This is a genomic window from Oceanobacillus sojae, from assembly GCF_900162665.1.
In the GTDB taxonomy this organism is placed as follows: Bacteria; Bacillota; Bacilli; order Bacillales; family Amphibacillaceae; genus Oceanobacillus; species Oceanobacillus sojae_A.
This window is the reverse complement of the sequence record NZ_LT727813.1, coordinates 519,928-535,512: the sequence shown is the minus strand read 5'-3', so window position 1 is coordinate 535,512 and position 15,585 is coordinate 519,928. Positions and strand designations below refer to the sequence as shown.

Annotated in this window: 15 protein-coding genes and 1 riboswitch; of the genes, 9 read left to right on the top strand and 6 right to left on the bottom strand. The window is 39.2% G+C overall.

Features of this window, described 5'->3' with window-relative positions; genetic code table 11:
• Positions 1 to 144 precede the first annotated feature (144 nt).
• The 3 genes from BN1068_RS19990 (at position 145) to BN1068_RS23755 (ending at position 2,551) form a co-directional block, all read left to right on the top strand.
• Positions 145 to 1,368, top strand: a complete 1,224-nt coding sequence (locus BN1068_RS19990; RefSeq protein ID WP_077604586.1) for an MFS transporter — start codon at positions 145 to 147, stop codon at positions 1,366 to 1,368.
• Positions 1,369 to 1,422: 54 nt separating this feature from the next.
• Complete coding sequence (gene aroD / locus BN1068_RS19985) at positions 1,423 to 2,193, top strand: type I 3-dehydroquinate dehydratase (RefSeq protein WP_077604585.1); 771 nt, start codon at positions 1,423 to 1,425, stop codon at positions 2,191 to 2,193.
• A gap of 208 nt (positions 2,194 to 2,401) precedes the next feature.
• Positions 2,402 to 2,551 (top strand): hypothetical protein, encoded by a 150-nt coding sequence (locus BN1068_RS23755; protein WP_175637208.1) that lies wholly within the window; start codon positions 2,402 to 2,404, stop codon positions 2,549 to 2,551.
• A gap of 175 nt (positions 2,552 to 2,726) precedes the next feature.
• Here the strand turns inward: BN1068_RS23755 and BN1068_RS23865 are convergent, their stop codons facing one another.
• The 3 genes from BN1068_RS23865 to BN1068_RS19975 are packed head-to-tail and all read right to left on the bottom strand — an operon-like array spanning position 2,727 to position 5,517.
• Positions 2,727 to 3,272, bottom strand: a complete 546-nt coding sequence (locus tag BN1068_RS23865; protein WP_217697335.1) for a zinc-binding dehydrogenase — start codon at positions 3,270 to 3,272, stop codon at positions 2,727 to 2,729.
• Positions 3,260 to 3,775: an alcohol dehydrogenase catalytic domain-containing protein gene (locus tag BN1068_RS23860; RefSeq protein WP_217697334.1), complete on the bottom strand. Its 516-nt coding sequence runs from the start codon at positions 3,773 to 3,775 to the stop codon at positions 3,260 to 3,262. The genes BN1068_RS23865 and BN1068_RS23860 overlap by 13 nt, the downstream gene beginning before the upstream one ends.
• A 35-nt stretch (positions 3,776 to 3,810) precedes the next feature.
• Positions 3,811 to 5,517 (bottom strand): FAD-dependent oxidoreductase, encoded by a 1,707-nt coding sequence (locus BN1068_RS19975; RefSeq protein WP_077604584.1) that lies wholly within the window; start codon positions 5,515 to 5,517, stop codon positions 3,811 to 3,813.
• 173 nt (positions 5,518 to 5,690) lie between these two features.
• Here BN1068_RS19975 and BN1068_RS19970 point away from each other — a divergent pair, with 173 nt between their 5' ends.
• Positions 5,691 to 6,296 (top strand): TetR/AcrR family transcriptional regulator, encoded by a 606-nt coding sequence (locus tag BN1068_RS19970; RefSeq protein WP_077604583.1) that lies wholly within the window; start codon positions 5,691 to 5,693, stop codon positions 6,294 to 6,296.
• Between the two features lie 100 nt (positions 6,297 to 6,396).
• Positions 6,397 to 6,888, top strand: coding sequence for an SRPBCC family protein (locus BN1068_RS19965; protein WP_077604582.1), 492 nt, complete (start codon positions 6,397 to 6,399; stop codon positions 6,886 to 6,888).
• A gap of 49 nt (positions 6,889 to 6,937) precedes the next feature.
• Here the strand turns inward: BN1068_RS19965 and BN1068_RS19960 are convergent, their stop codons facing one another.
• Entirely contained in the window at positions 6,938 to 8,536 is a 1,599-nt protein-coding gene (locus BN1068_RS19960; RefSeq protein ID WP_077604581.1) for a catalase, read from the bottom strand.
• 257 nt (positions 8,537 to 8,793) lie between these two features.
• Complete coding sequence (locus BN1068_RS19955) at positions 8,794 to 9,555, bottom strand: SDR family oxidoreductase (protein ID WP_077604580.1); 762 nt, start codon at positions 9,553 to 9,555, stop codon at positions 8,794 to 8,796.
• A 152-nt stretch (positions 9,556 to 9,707) separates the two neighbouring features.
• On the opposite strand from BN1068_RS19955, the gene BN1068_RS19950 reads away from it, so the two are divergent.
• The 3 genes from BN1068_RS19950 (at position 9,708) to BN1068_RS19940 (ending at position 13,643) form a co-directional block, all read left to right on the top strand.
• Complete coding sequence (locus tag BN1068_RS19950; protein WP_175637207.1) at positions 9,708 to 10,307, top strand: TetR/AcrR family transcriptional regulator; 600 nt, start codon at positions 9,708 to 9,710, stop codon at positions 10,305 to 10,307.
• A gap of 160 nt (positions 10,308 to 10,467) precedes the next feature.
• Complete coding sequence (gene metA, locus BN1068_RS19945; protein ID WP_077604578.1) at positions 10,468 to 11,379, top strand: homoserine O-acetyltransferase MetA; 912 nt, start codon at positions 10,468 to 10,470, stop codon at positions 11,377 to 11,379.
• An 884-nt stretch (positions 11,380 to 12,263) separates the two neighbouring features.
• Positions 12,264 to 13,643, top strand: a complete 1,380-nt coding sequence (locus tag BN1068_RS19940; protein WP_077604577.1) for a YfcC family protein — start codon at positions 12,264 to 12,266, stop codon at positions 13,641 to 13,643.
• 189 nt (positions 13,644 to 13,832) lie between these two features.
• Here the strand turns inward: BN1068_RS19940 and BN1068_RS19935 are convergent, their stop codons facing one another.
• Positions 13,833 to 14,315, bottom strand: coding sequence for a QueT transporter family protein (locus BN1068_RS19935; RefSeq protein WP_077604576.1), 483 nt, complete (start codon positions 14,313 to 14,315; stop codon positions 13,833 to 13,835).
• 8 nt (positions 14,316 to 14,323) lie between these two features.
• Positions 14,324 to 14,368, bottom strand: a riboswitch (PreQ1 riboswitch).
• 278 nt (positions 14,369 to 14,646) lie between these two features.
• Between BN1068_RS19935 and BN1068_RS19930 the strand changes: the two genes are divergently transcribed.
• On the top strand, positions 14,647 to 15,501 hold the full coding sequence (locus tag BN1068_RS19930; RefSeq protein ID WP_077604575.1) for a VOC family protein: 855 nt from the start codon (positions 14,647 to 14,649) through the stop codon (positions 15,499 to 15,501).
• The last annotated feature ends 84 nt before the right edge of the window (positions 15,502 to 15,585 follow it).

The window sequence follows — 15,585 nt, the reverse complement described above, 5'->3', positions numbered from 1 at the left end:
AATTTACTATATGAAATATTTTGAATTTATGATATGTTGGAGAGTAATCTAAAAATCTGGGAAGATGGATTATAAAACAGGTAGACAGGAGAGGTTGATAGTGAGAGGAGATACTTATCATGCAAGCTTAAGAGAGCCAACACTATGAGTGACAAAAGAAAGGTTGTCGGAATTGCGCTGATTACAGCAGTAACTGTGATGGGAGATGCGATGCTTTTTATTGTACTCCCTTTATATTGGCAGGATTTCGGATTAACAGCTATCTGGCAGATTGGCGTGCTGCTATCAATCAATCGTTTTGTCCGCTTATCGATTACCCCGTTAGTAGGACTGTTTTACAGCAAATTCAATATTCGGACAGGAGTATTGATTTCTGTAGCATGTGCCGCTTTCAGCACCGTATCTTATGGTCTGCTTCAGGGCTTTTGGCTGTTGCTGCTTGCTAGAATACTGTGGGGAGTTGCCTGGTCATTTGTTAAACTGGGAGGAATGCTCACAGTTGTCACATTCTCTACGGAAAAAACGAGAGGTCATTATATGGGATTGTACAATGGACTATGGGGATTAGGCGGATTAGTCGGTATGCTGGCAGGAGGCTTTTTAGTGGATCAGCTATCGATACCGTTTGTGACCACCCTGTTTGTATTGGCTGCTGTGGCAGTCTTTCCTTTTATTGTCAGGCTTGTACCAAAAAATAATAGAGATGATGGAAAAACAACTGCAAGCAATGATTTACCTGCCAAGGGGAAACAAACCATCCTCAATCCATATATTGTCCTGGTCATTCTGACTGGAGGAACCATGGGCTTTATCACGATGGGCATTTTTGCTTCTACACTTAGTCCGCTGATTGAACAAACTTATCATGCTGATTGGTCCTTTTTTGGTATTTTCATTGGCGCTGCAACACTGGCCGGAATAATACAGGCAATCCGCTGGGCGTGGGATCCTGTATTTGCTCCAATGATAGGCAGGTTTGTAGATAAGAGCAAGTATAAATATAACTGGATTCTTGTCCCGTTAACATTAGGCAGCATTGCTTTTCTGATTATAGGCCGTGTGGAATCCTTTGTGCTGTTATTAATAACTATTATGTTTTTCCAGATGGTTTCAACCGGACTTTTAACGATAACAGACACCTTGGCGGGCGATGCGGCAGCGAGAAGTAACCCCGTTAAGATGATGACCCTGCATACGGTGGCTGTAGATTTAGGAGCGGCAATCGGTCCCTTGCTATCATTTATTATTATAGATTTATATGGAATCTCTGCCGTTTTTTATCTATCCAGTATTGTTATGCTGCTGGTTGCAGTAACATGGGTTGTTTTTCATTTTTCTCATAGGGAAAGAGGCAGGTATCGTACGTGATAAACAAGTTTTTCAAAAGGATAAGTTTCAGTAAAGAATGGAGATGGATTGATTATGACAGAAGCATTAACAATTAAAAATATAACACTGGGAGAAGGGAAGCCAAGTATCTGCATTCCTATAACTTCATCAAAAAAAGCAGAAATTATTGAAGAGGCGAAACGTTATCAAAAAGAGGCAATAGATGTTATTGAATGGCGAGCGGATATATTTGAAGAAGTGGAAAATCATGCAGCAGTGCTGGAGGTTCTAAAAGATTTGGTGAACGTTTTAAAAGGGATTCCGCTGATTTTTACTTTTCGCAGTCATCAAGAGGGAGGAGAGAAGGAACTCTCCAAAGAAGATTATGTATCATTGAACCAATTTGTCATCCAGACAGGTCTTGCGGATCTTGTGGATGTGGAATTGTATCAGGGAGAAGATACGGTTAAGAAGCTGATTTCTGTCGCGCATCAGCAGCATACATACGTAATCATTTCCAATCATGATTTTCAAAAAACACCAGCACAATCAGAAATTATCAATCGATTAAAGTGGGCAGATGAGCTTGGCGGCGATGTATTAAAAATTGCCGTGGTGCCGAATAACACAGAGGATGTCCTCGAGCTGCTCACAGCAACTAATGAAATGAAAAAACATACAGAGAAGCCAATGATTACAATGGCGATGGGTCCTCTTGGAGTGATCACCCGGTTATCTGGACAGGTCTTTGGATCGGTACTAACCTTTGGAGCTGGAGAAAGAGCTTCAGCGCCGGGACAAATTCCGGTTCAGAAGCTGCAGCAAGTACTGGATGTTATTGAAAAGTCGATGGGGGAGAAATAAACAGTTCAACTGGAGCTGATATTTGCAGTAACTCTACTTTAAAATGAGGCAAGACGGAGGTGATCTCCACCTTAAGCAGGAGGAACTCTTCGGTCTGAAGCAGCGATAATTTCAAGGGATAAATCAGTCATGGATCTGATGTGCGGAAAGAGATGAGGCGATACAATAGAAGTATCAAATAACTTATTCTCAGGAGCTGATTTATCCTATGTTTTCATCTTATGAAATGTTGAAAAGTCAAATGGATTACCAAATGGAAGATGTCAGGAAGACAATGAAGCAATGTAAAAGTAAACGGAAAAAGCATAAAGAAAAGAACTGGAAAAAGTCGTATTTCCGTTTAGAAAGAGAGGCTTGAATCTAATGGTATGGCATGGAATAAAAAAAGAGGATTTCGATTTAGCTATTGTGACAGTGGCAGTGAATCGAAATCCTTTTTTTCGGTATAGTAAGAAATGAACTCTCTCCTTTATAAGGTTAGCAGGGTCTCTTCCTCAAAAAAATGAACCGGGAGCTTTAAATTCCTGTGATTATTATGGTTTGACAACAGCTCTCCCACGCAGCGATCCTTGTTCCATCTTTTCATATGCTTTTTCTACATCCTTCAAAGGAAAGAGCTCAACTTCATTTCGAATAAGTCCGGCTTCTGCCAGTTTAATAACTTCTTTTGTATCATTGATGGAGCCGCCCTGAAAATTAAATACTTCTCCATCTAACGGAAGACTTCCATACCAAGGTTTTTTTGACGTTCCCATTCCAGCACCGATTAAGCCAAATGAACCCGATTTTCTGACAGCAGCTAAAGCTGTTTCAATGGTTGCATCAAACCCGGCAAAATCCAGCACAACCTCGGCTCCACGTCCATCAGTTAATTCCATTATTTCTCCCAATGTAGATTCATTCACTCCAATCAGTGTCTGATGTGCACCGTAATCTCTGGCAACTTTTAATCTGCTCTCGTTCGTGTCGATAGCAATTATTTTGGCAGGACTGAGCTCACGGATAAATTGAATAGCGAACCCTCCCAGCCCTCCGGCGCCAATTACAATTGCTGTTGACCCTGGAATCAATTTGGGCAATATACGCTTGACGGATGATAAGAGGTGCTTCCGGCATCGGTTAATGGGCCGGCAGTTGCCGGATCCAATTTGTCGAGCTTGATAATTTGCTGCGGCTTGTCCACTAAAACGTATTCTGCCAGGCCGCCATTCATTCCATAGCCTCTTCCGGCTGCAGCATTTTCACAATTATTTGTTTGTCCTTTGAGGCAATATTCACAGTTCCCGCAGAAATAAGAGCTGACCAAAACAACAGGATCTCCAGCTTTAAAGCCTGTAACTCCCTCACCCAGTTCTTCTATCCAGCCGCCAATTTCATGCCCTAAAGTAAATGGAACCTTCCACCCGATGGGTTCCACCATCTCCTTAGGCATTTGCTGCATAGAAATATCTGAATGACAAAGGCCATTTCCAGCTACCTTTATTAATACCTCACCTCTTTCCGGTTCAGGGATTTCCGTTTCAACTATTTTAGGCTTCGTCTGCCAATCAAGAAGACGATATGCTTTCATTTTGTTCTGCATAAAAAAACTCCTTCCTTATTTAAACATAAATATACTTAAACTGTCATGGTCACCTTTGGAATAGGACTTTCTTTCTTTTTCGTGCTTTCAGCTATATCCACTGCAGCTGCATAACCAAACACCATAGATGCTCCAATCGTTGCACCTGGCCCGGGATAGGTTTCTCCCATTACAGAGGCTGTACAGTTTCCCGTAGCGTATAAACCTGTTATTGGCGTACTATCTTCCCTGATCACTCTTGCCGCTTCATCGATGACCAGACCGCCTTTTGTTCCGATATCGCCTGGATATATGGGAATCGCATAGTAAGGTGCTTTGTCAAGCGGCGCCAGATTAGGGTTATCTAAGGTTGGATCACCATAATATCTATCATAAGCACTTTCCCCACGCTGAAAATCCTCATCTTTCCCTTTAGCTGCAAATGTATTGAATCTGGAAATGGTCTCAGTGAATTTTTCTGGAGGCACATCGATTTGCTTAGCCAGCTCTTCAGCAGTATCTGCCTTTTTTGCATACCCCGTTTCAAACCATTCTTTAGGGAGCTGCTGTAATGGCATAATCCCAAATACGAGATAACGATTCTTCACCCGTTTATCAAAAATCATCCATGACGGTATCGTGGAGCTCTGTTCGTTATTATTTTCATACATTTGATCTACAAATTCATGATATGGAACTGATTCATTGATATAGCGCTCGCCATTCCCGTTCACGATAATTAAGCCGGGTGTGGCCCGCTCAGCGACAGGCATAAACGCCGGAGCTCCAGGCGGTGCTGAGGTAGGCGTTCCCCACATTTTGTCCATTAAATCCAATTGTCCGCCAAGTTTTACACCAGCAGCAATTACATCGCCGGTCTGTTCTTCAGCTGACAATGTCCATTCTGTATTAGTAGGCTGCGGTAAATATTTCTCCCGCAGCTCCTGGCTGTGAGAAAAGCCGCCAGAAGCAAATACGACGCCTTGACGTGCCTGAATATTAATTTCTTTCCCATCTCTTTCAGCGATAACACCTGTCACGCGATTTTCTTTATAGATTAAATCTTTAAACGGTGTGTTAAGCCAAACCTCACCGCCGGCTTCCTTGAGTGAGGTATATAGACGAGCAACAACAGCTTCTCCCAAAGTAGTAGGCTTATATCCGGAAATAAGTGTGCGGATCAAGCGTCCTCCTACCTTCATTGCTTTTACTTTTCCAATCCATGTCCTCATAATCATGTTTACTTTGTGGAATTCACTGGATTTAAGTACCATCCCTTTTGTCGGCAAGCCTGACGTGCGTAAATCTTTAATATCATCTCCCAGCTTTCTAAGATCGAAAAGCTGGGCTTCAACAGCTCTTCCTGAGGCTAATCCTCCTGCTGACTCAGGGTAATAATCGGAATATCCGGGAGTGTATTCCCATCTGAAATGCTCTGTATTCTCGTGTAAATACTTCACCATTTCTGGCCCTTTTTTCAGATAAGCCTTTTTTAAAGCATCTGGAACACGGTCGCCAACGGTAGAATCCAGGTAAGCTTTTGCCTGCTCATACGTATCCTTGACCCCGGCCTCTTCTAAATAAAGATTATTGGGTACCCAGATTGTTCCGCCTGATTTTGATGTGGAACCGCCAAATAATGCAGTCTTTTCAATGACAATTGCCGATAACCCTTGTAAGCGTGCTGTTAAAGCGGCTGTCAAACCGCCGGCACCTGAACCTACAATAACGACGTCATATTGTTCATTCCACTGTTTTTCCAATGCTATGACCTCCCTTTGATTCTTAGAATTGTGTTAAAGTGTAAATAGGAATTACTATTAGTATAAATCGGTATGAAAGTGCTTTCAATCGGTAATAAACAGAGGTCTGTACACATAAACAACAGATCTATACAAAGTGTATAAAAACGAGAAGAGATTCGGGGTGATATTAAATGGTTACGAAGGATTTAGGAATGGACAGACGGGTGCGCAGAACAAAAAGGTTATTGAAGTACGCACTTATTACACTGATGAATGAAAAGAGCTATGAGCAAATAACGGTTACGGATATTGTTGAGCATGCTGATTATAATCGTGCTACCTTTTACCGGCACTATAACCAAAAGGCTGATTTAATAAAGGAAATTATTACTGATCAGACTAATGGACTTATTCAAGCTTTTAAAGTTCCCTACAAAAAGAATAATTATATTCATTTAAATGCATTAGCCCCTTCAGAAATTGTTATCTTTAATTATATTATCGAAAATAAGTATTTTTATGCGCTCTGGAGGGAGTTTGAAGCGATACCGGGATTTTATGAAACCTTTCTGCAATCCATCACACGTTTTTTCAAGCAGGATATTAACTTGATTACCCCTTATCATGATGGATTGGATAACAATATGTATACCTCGTTTTATGCTTATGGTATTTTAGGTATTATTCTGGATTGGATTAAAAACGATTTTGAGCAATCTCCTGATTATATGGCGAAACAGCTCTGCAAAATAATAAATTACTATCCGGCGGAATCATTTATTACTGGTAATACTTGATAAAGCCGGCTTAGAATATCAGTAAGAGCCGGGAAAAAGGATATAATATAAAATAAAGATGAACACATTCAAGCAATTCTTATTACTGGAGGAAATAATAATGCTGGCAACTTTAGAAAAAGCAGATAAAGGCTATATAGCAACTTTTGAACGTCGATTTAAAAACTCTGTTGAAGAGGTGTGGAGCGCATTAACAGAAAATGATAAACTGCAGCAATGGATGCCGAATTTAGAAGTAGTTGATTTGCATACAAACGGAATCATGAAATTCAATATGAATGACGGTACAGGACATTCCTTTAATATCTCTATTTTGGATTGTAAAGAAAATGCTTATTGGCAGTTTGAATGGGGAGACGGCTCTGTCCGATTTGAATTGGAGCCAAAAGAAGATGAATCTGTACTGTTATTAAAAGAATACATCCCGATTCTAAATGATCATGTTCCGAAAGATTTAGCAGGCTGGCAAGTTTGTTTAGAGATGCTGTATGAGGTTTTGAATGGCAGAAAGATGGCATTCCCAAAACAATCATGGGAAGCACTTTATGAAGAATATAAAAAACAGGTTCGTCCGCTTTTGGATGAAGCGTAAAGTAAAAGTGCCTCAGGAGGTATAAACCTTGAGGCACTTTTGTTTTATATTAATAAGGGTCAGCGTCATGTCCTAAATCTTCTGCGTGCTTTGGAGCTTGTTCTGCATCTGATGCACCTAATGGATTCTGGCTGGTGCCATGCTTTTTCGTATGCTCCAAGCCTTCTCTCAGACGGCGTCCATATTCTTCATCAGCTTGTTCCGCAAGGGCAATCATCTTATCCTGGATACGTTTGTCACAGGTCGATAAATCACCAACCATGTTGGACAATAATTCATCTTTTTCCCAGTCTTCAAATTGGCGGAAGGTTTCTCCTGCCTGTTTTGTATTATCATTGCGGTCAATAGACTCACGGACAAGGTTTCCCTCTATATAAGGCGTATATTCCTTTCCGGTCTGCTTTGCTTCTTCTAAACCGCCAAGCACAGACGGTTCGTAGTTAATATGCGGGTTTTGTCCGGGAGCTTTGTCATTTTGCTGACGTAACTGTCCGCCCTCCTGATTGGTAGCAACCCGTTTTTTAGCTGCATTAATCGGCACCTGCAAGTAATTTGCCCCAACACGGTAACGCTGTGTATCGGAGTAGGAGAAGGTTCGTCCCTGAAGCATTTTGTCATCGGAAAAATCCAGTCCGTCCACTAATACACCGGTCCCGAATGATGCCTGCTCAACTTCTGTGAAATAATTTTCCGGATTTTTATTAAGTACCATTTTTCCTACCGGAAGCCACGGGAATTTATCCTCCGGCCATAATTTTGTGTCATCCAACGGGTCAAAATCAAGCTCTGGATGATCGTCGTCTGACATAATCTGTACCAGCAGCTCCCATTCTGGATAATCGCCTTTTTCAATCGCATCATATAGATCCTGGGTAGCATGGTTAAAATTCTCACCCTGGATTTCAGCAGCTTCTTTGGTCGTAAGGTTTTTAATACCTTGTTTCGGTTCCCAATGGTATTTAACGAGAACAGCCTCTCCGTCCTGATTGACCCATTTATAAGTGTTTACGCCAGATCCCTGCATCATACGGTAATTTGCCGGAATTCCCCATGGTGAATAGATAAAGGTGACCATATGGAACGATTCTGGAGAATTGGAGCAAAAATCAAAGAAGCGCTCGGAATCTTGAATATTGGTGACCGGATCCGGCCGGAAAGCATGAATCATATCAGGAAACTTCATTGCATCACGGATAAAGAAAATTTTGATATTATTGCCGACCAGATCCCAGTTGCCATCCTCTGTGTAAAATTTAACAGCAAAACCGCGCGGATCACGGACTGTCTCGGGAGAATGATTACCGTGAACTACTGTTGAGAAACGGACAAATACGGGTGTCTGCTTCCCTTTATCCTGGAAAACCTTTGCTCTTGTATACTTGGAAACAGGATCATTACCAACTGTTCCATAGGTTTCAAAATAGCCATGTGCCCCGGCACCGCGTGCATGCACAATACGTTCCGGAACCTTTTCGCGATCAAAATGACTTATTTTTTCAATAAAATCATAGTTCTCCAATGTAGCAGGACCACGATTGTTGACAGTGCGGATATTTTGGTTGTTAGTTACGGGATGACCTTGACGGGTAGTCAGGGTCTTATCATTTTCGAGATTAGTTTGATTAGCAGATTTTTCGTTTTCAGACATGTGTTGAGCCTCATTTCATCATAGATTTCTTTTTAATAGCATTGCCAATCCAGATGAAATTAACCGTATCTAAAAAGGATTTTATCATTTTTCCGACAGAAGCATTCCGTCTTAAAAAATGAGATAGGATATTATCAATGGGGAGAAGATGAGAACAGTTCACCAGAAGCATAGGGATATTATTTGCAAGGCGGCTGTTTTTCTGACCACAATAAAAACGGATGCAGAAATGATATCTGCATCCGTAAAAGTAAAAGCTAAAAAGCTGCTGTCCAGCCGGCATCTGCAGTAATAACAGTTCCATTGACGAAGCTGGATTCATCGGAAGCTAAGAATAACGCAACCTGTGCAATTTCTTCCGGCTGTCCGACTCTAGGCATCACTGCCTGTGCTAATTGTGTCCGGCTTGCACCAAATTGATTGAAATCGGATACAGAGGAAGTGATATTTGTTGCTACCCCGCCGGGAGCAATTGCATTACAGCGAATACCTTCCTTGGCATACATAAAGCCTGTATTTTTTGTTAAGCCCACGACAGCATGCTTTGATGCCATATATGCAGCACCTGCATGAGCTCCATTTAATCCTCCTGTAGAGGCTGTATTAATGATGTTGCCTTTCCCTTTTTCCAGGAAAATAGGAATTGCCTTGCGAATAGCACGCATAACTCCTTTTGTATTTACATCAAAAATTAGATCCCATTTTTTATCATCAATATCTCCGGCTGCTTCCATACCATCCATAATACCAGCGTTGTTTACTAAGATATCAAGCGTTCCAAATTCAGATACTGCTGCATCAATCATATTTTCGATGTCTTCCAGTTCAGCGATGTTTACTTTTATTGCTTTGGCTGTACCTCCATTATTTGTAATGGATTGAACGGTTTCTTCTGCCCCTTGCAGGTTCATGTCTGCAGCAATCACTTTACAGCCTTCCCTGGCATATAATTCTGCAATCGCTTTCCCCATGCCGGAAGCTGCTCCGGTTACAACGGCTACTTTGTCTTTTAGTTTCATCTTACCCCTCCTGTAAAAAAATTGTGCCTGTTTCCTATCCATCTTAAAATAGGGATATCCTATTAACAATATGCAAAAAATGATTAAAATGTATGTTTATCAACACTTCCATGTATATTTGTCTAATTACTAAATTTTGGGGGGATTTATCCATGTTAAATCCTGAAGATCGGCGGATCAGCAAGTCAAAAACAGCGATGAGAAATGCGCTCATCCAATTAATAGAGGAAAAGGAATTTAATAAAATTACCGTAACAGATATCGTGGAACGTGCAGATTTAAACAGAGGAACTTTCTATAAGCATTATAAATCGCAAACAGATATCTTATTGGAGCTAACAGAGGATATTATGGAAGATTTAATCCAATCCTATCGTATGCCTTATAAAGAACAGCGTATATTTAATCTGGATAATCTTACTGCTTCCACAGTTAAAATTTTTGAACATGTGGAAAAATTCCAGGGCTTCTATGCCTTAATGCTGCGGACAGACAAACTGACTTATTTTCAAACACAGATTTTCAAGGTGTTAAAGGGCTTAACGATTCATGATTTAATGAAAATAAAAAAGGAAGCAAATCAGCCGGATCAGGCTTTGCAGGCCAGTTTCTTTGCGAACGCAATTATTGGTATGATATCTGAATGGGCAGAAAATAATTTCAGCTATAGTACGTATTACATGGCAGAGCAGCTGCTATTAATTTTAAAAAGTATGCGTCAGGTACAGATTATTCATCCAAGATTAGAATAAATATTTGCTTATTTTGCTGAAAAGAAGGAAAGAAGGGTTGAACTTTTTCAGCAAGCCTTTACAATAAGAAATAGACTAATAATTTGGAAGAAAATCATTATCTTTCAAATAAAAGCTCGTTTGAAATGAATAAAGCTGAAAAGTGAATGGAGGTCAGACAATGCCAATTAAAATTCCGAGAGAGCTGCCAGCGAAAGAAATTTTAGAAGAGGAAAATATCTTTGTAATGGACGAACAGCGTGCTGATTCACAGGAGATTCGTCCACTGAGCATCCTTATCCTTAATTTAATGCCCGAAAAGCAAAAAACAGAAACACAGCTGTTAAGATATTTGGGGAATACACCATTGCAGGTGCGGATTTCTTTTTTACGGATGGCCTCACATGAGTCAAAAACGACAAACCAGAATCATCTGGATACATTTTACAAGACCTTTGCGGAGGTTCAGAATAAAACTTTTGACGGGATGATTATCACAGGCTCTCCGGTGGAGCATCTTTCTTTTACAGACGTCGATTATTGGGAAGAGCTTCAGGAAATTATGGACTGGACAAAGGATCATGTTACATCCACCTTGCATATTTGCTGGGGAGCACAGGCAGCATTATATCATCATTACGGCATTGATAAGCAGGCTCTCCCGAAAAAATGCTTTGGCATTTTTGAACATGAGGTATTGGCACCGAAAGAACGTCTGGTAAGAGGATTTGATGAAATATTCTTAGCACCGCATTCCCGATACACCACCGTTTCTTTGGAAGAGATTGATAATCACCCTGATTTGCAATTATTAGCTGTATCCGATGATGCCGGTGTATTTTTACTTGCTTCCAAGGACGGCAAGCATATTATGGCAACAGGGCATTTAGAGTATACTGCGACTACATTAAAAGAAGAATATGAAAGAGATCACGCCCGTGGTGTAGATACAGCATTGCCGGAAAATTATTATCCCAATAATGACCCGGACCGTCAGCCTAAGCATCGCTGGAAAAGTCATTGCAGTCTGCTGTTTTCTAATTGGTTGAATTACTATGTGTATCAGGAAACTCCATATGTTTGGGGAGAGTAATCGCAAACCCCTTATGGTCTGCATCCCGTAGCAATATGATAAAAAATGATTATATAAGTTGAATTAAATAATTTCTCATTGACCTGATATTTCACAAAATGTATAGCTCCGGCTTACACTTTAGGGGACTGGATGACGCCAGGTCCTCTTTTTTATTGTTGGCCGCATTCCAATATAATTGAATTTGTCAAACTATTGCCTGCTCACATAAAGCCTAACCTCTCTAAAAGGAAGCCCATTTCAAACATTGAAATATTCAGAGCGAGTACGATGTCTTTCCATTCCTTTTTATTTCATGTTAATATGTTATGATGTTATTTAGTTTTTTCACCATATTTCGTTTTGATAGGGGATAACCTCGAGAAGTTTCATCCGGATGAAGAAACTCATCTTCCTAAGGTAATCGATATTGTCCATTAATTATAATGCTCAATTGTAAAGGTTACACCATAAGCATTGTCTTCCAATAGGGAGAAACAGCTCCATAGTAGATAGATTGCGTCAAGATATTTTTACAAATTGACATAATAACCTGCTATTACTAAAATAAATAGTGTTTTTATACATTTTAGCAAAAAAATTTGTAGGTTTTTTTGTACAATTTTAGCTTTTGTTATTATATTATAGGTACTGTATATTACGTATAAAGTGAAACTTCATTCAGTGAACTCTGTATTCAATTGTCTAAATAACAAAGGCTAAATGTGCAGTATGTGAAAATTTATTAAATCTGATAAATTAATTGATTTATTATAAAGAAGAAACACATAGTAAGAGAAAAAAGAAAAGTAAAAAACGCGTTATTCACATATTCTTCACCCCTGCACAGGACAAACAAAAAGGAGAGTAAGTATGGCTAAAACAGAAAAGAAAAAAAGTTCCAGATGCCTCATATTTATGTGATTTTATTTTTATTTAGTGCTTTGGCAGCAATAGCAACTTATTTTGTGCCGGCTGGAGAATTTGACAGGGTTCCTGGTCCTGATGGGAGGGAAACAGTTGATCCGAACTCATTTACTCAGATTGAATCAACACCGGTAGATATTACAGACTTTTTAACTGTTATACCGAGAGGACTTATCGATGCTGGGGAAGTTGTGTTCTTTACATTCATTATCGGCGGTATGTTCATGGTTTTAAGAACAACCGGGATTATCGAAATTGTTGTTGATCGTTTGGCAAATAAATTTTCTAAGCGAAGTATATTTCTGATTCCAATTTTAACAACCGTATTTGCAGTAATTGCGACACTTATTGGAACACCAGAGCTGGCTCTTGTCTATATCCCTGTAATAATGCCGTTGATGATTGCTTTAGGGTACGACTCAATAGTTGCAGCAAGTGTTTCATTAGTAGGTCCTGTTATTGGGTTTACGGCCGGTGTTTTAAATCCTATTAACGTAGGACTTTCACAGCAAATTGTTGGTCTTCCAGTTTTCTCCGGGATTGAGCTGCGACTTGTCTTATTTGTTATTGCATTACCAGTGGGAATCTTCTTCATAATGCGCTATGCAAAAAAAGTCAAGCAGGATCCAATTAAAAACAGTTTAGTATATGAAGAGGACATGGAGAAAAGAGAGCTTTATAAACATAAAGATAATATCGAAATTAGAACAATGAATACAAGGCAAAAGTTTGGAACAGTTGCAGCACTACTATTTGCATTAGTTTTAGTCTATGGTGTATTAAACGAAGGCTGGTTTATGGTCGAAATGGCTGGTCTCTTTATTTTCATGGGAATTGTTGTGGGTTTAATTTCTGGGCTTAATGCAACGGAAATTTCTGAAGCATTTACGAAAGGATTTCGTGAAGTTTTAATGGGAGCAATAATTATTGGTCTTGCCCGGTCAGTAGCAGTTGTACTTGAAGATGGGCGTATCATGGATACCATTGTAAATGCTCTTGGTTCTGTTGTAGGTGAAATGCCATCCGTTCTTGGGGCGGTTGGGATGTTCTTAGCACAGTTGACCATCAATTTTATCATTCCATCCGGAAGTGGACAAGCTCTTGTAACTATGCCGATTATGGGACCTCTGGCTGATATCATTGGTGTTACAAGACAAACTGCTGTATTCGCATTTCAAGTTGGAGATGGATTTGCACATATTCTGTTCCCGACATCAGGTTATTTCATGGCAGCACTAGTTATTGCCGGCGTTTCATGGCAGAAGTGGATTCGTTTCTATCTTCCAATATTCTTAGTATTGTCGGGAATTGGAGTTGTCATGCTGATTTTTGCACAGTTAATTCAATGGACAGGATGATTTAAAACGGCTATAAAAAATAAATAGTTTCTCTAACGAATGCATGGTTTAATCACTTTATCTAACTAATAGAGAACCTATTTATTTCATTGAAATCTTGTGAAATCACTAGTAAATACAGGTGTTTAATAATTAATCAATTTTAAAAAGAAAAAACGATGGATGAATTCCACCGTTTTTTCTTTTTAATTATATAAGCTTATCGAAGCGCAGGCGCTTCTGCAAAGCAGAAATAACCGGAATACCTATAAGTAATATAATCAGCTCACTCATTGCCAGTGTGAACCAAATGAATGGAAATGACCATTCTATTACAACATTTAAAGCAAAAGCTACAATAAACATATTAAAGCTGAAAATCAATGTATTAAGGAATAAAAGCGTCCATGTATTTTTAATATATTTTTTTAAAAAAATGATTATTCCTAAGGATATAGCAGTGTGTGCTGTCCCAAACACTAAATCTAAACCGCCAGCCGTTGAAAATAAATTTGTTAAAAATACACCAATGGTTATTCCGAAAAAGTAACGTTTATCAAAGATAACTAAATGATTAAATACCTCTGATATCCGAAATTGAATTACTCCAAATGCGACTGGAGCTACCAGTAAAGATACTGCAACATATAATGCTGCAATAATCCCGTTAATTACAAGTGTTCTTATATTCATATTTTGTTTTCCTCCTAGTTTTTTAGCGTGGGATGGTTACGAACCACGTCATGCAACGCTTATCATATCAGTATTTGAATTGGAAAACAATTGTTTTATACTATTTTATTTACGGTGTAAATATTAGCCGTCTTATTGTTTTCTCGTCACTGGTTCATCTCGACAATGTGAATAGCTACTGCAGATAAATTTTTGATTATTAATTGAAATAGAAGTGAAAGAATCTGAACGAAAAACATTTTTGACCGTCGGGCTTTACTCATTTATAATTAGTTACATAAAGTAAGTTTATTATTTTTAGTGAAATGTAAATGAAAGGTGATTATTATAAATGGAGAAGAAATTTTTTGAAACACAGGCAATACACGTATCAGATATAACTATACAAGTAACAGATTTACAACAGTCTATTGAATTTTATCAGGATTTTCTAGGCTTTCAGGTAATGGAGGAAACAGATAATAAAGCAATGCTATCAGCTGATGGCAAGAAGGCTCTAATTAATCTGGAGCAGCCTGAAGAGGTTGTTCCAAAACAAAGAAGAACAACGGGTCTCTACCATTTTGCTATTCTGTTGCCAGCCAGACAGGATTTAGCTGATTTTCTAAAGCATCTTCTGCAAGCAGGAAGGGCGTATTCTTTACAATTAGGTGCTGCTGATCATTTAGTCAGTGAAGCACTTTATTTCCAGGACCCGGATGGAAATGGGATTGAAGTAGCAAAAGACCGGTTATCTGAAGGCTGGGATTGGTCAGGTAAATCCGTGCAAATGAGTACAGACCCCCTTGATGCAGATGGTCTTCTTAAATCAGCGGAAGCATGGAATGGTATGCCTGAAGAAACACTTATTGGTCATGTTCATTTACATGTGAATGATTTGCTGAAAGCTAAGAAATTCTATGTAGAAGGATTAGGCTTTCAAGAAGTAACCACTTATCCTGAAGCATCTTTTTTATCTGATAGCGGTTATCACCACCATATTGCAATAAATACATGGAATGGGGAAGGGGCGCCAACTCCCTATTCTAATGAAACCGGCTTAAAATTTTTTACAATAGTATATCCTGTTAAAGAAGAGGCCGAGAAAGCTAAGGAAAGACTGGAAACTTTAGGTTATTTAGTTGATGAAGGAATGGTAAAGGACCCTGCAGGAAATCAAATCTTTTTATCTGATTCAGCAAAGTAAAAAATATCTGCATGAAAATAATGGATAGGAAAATACAATTAAGGTAGAATAAAACACAATAAGTTGGGAGAGATGAGGAGTACA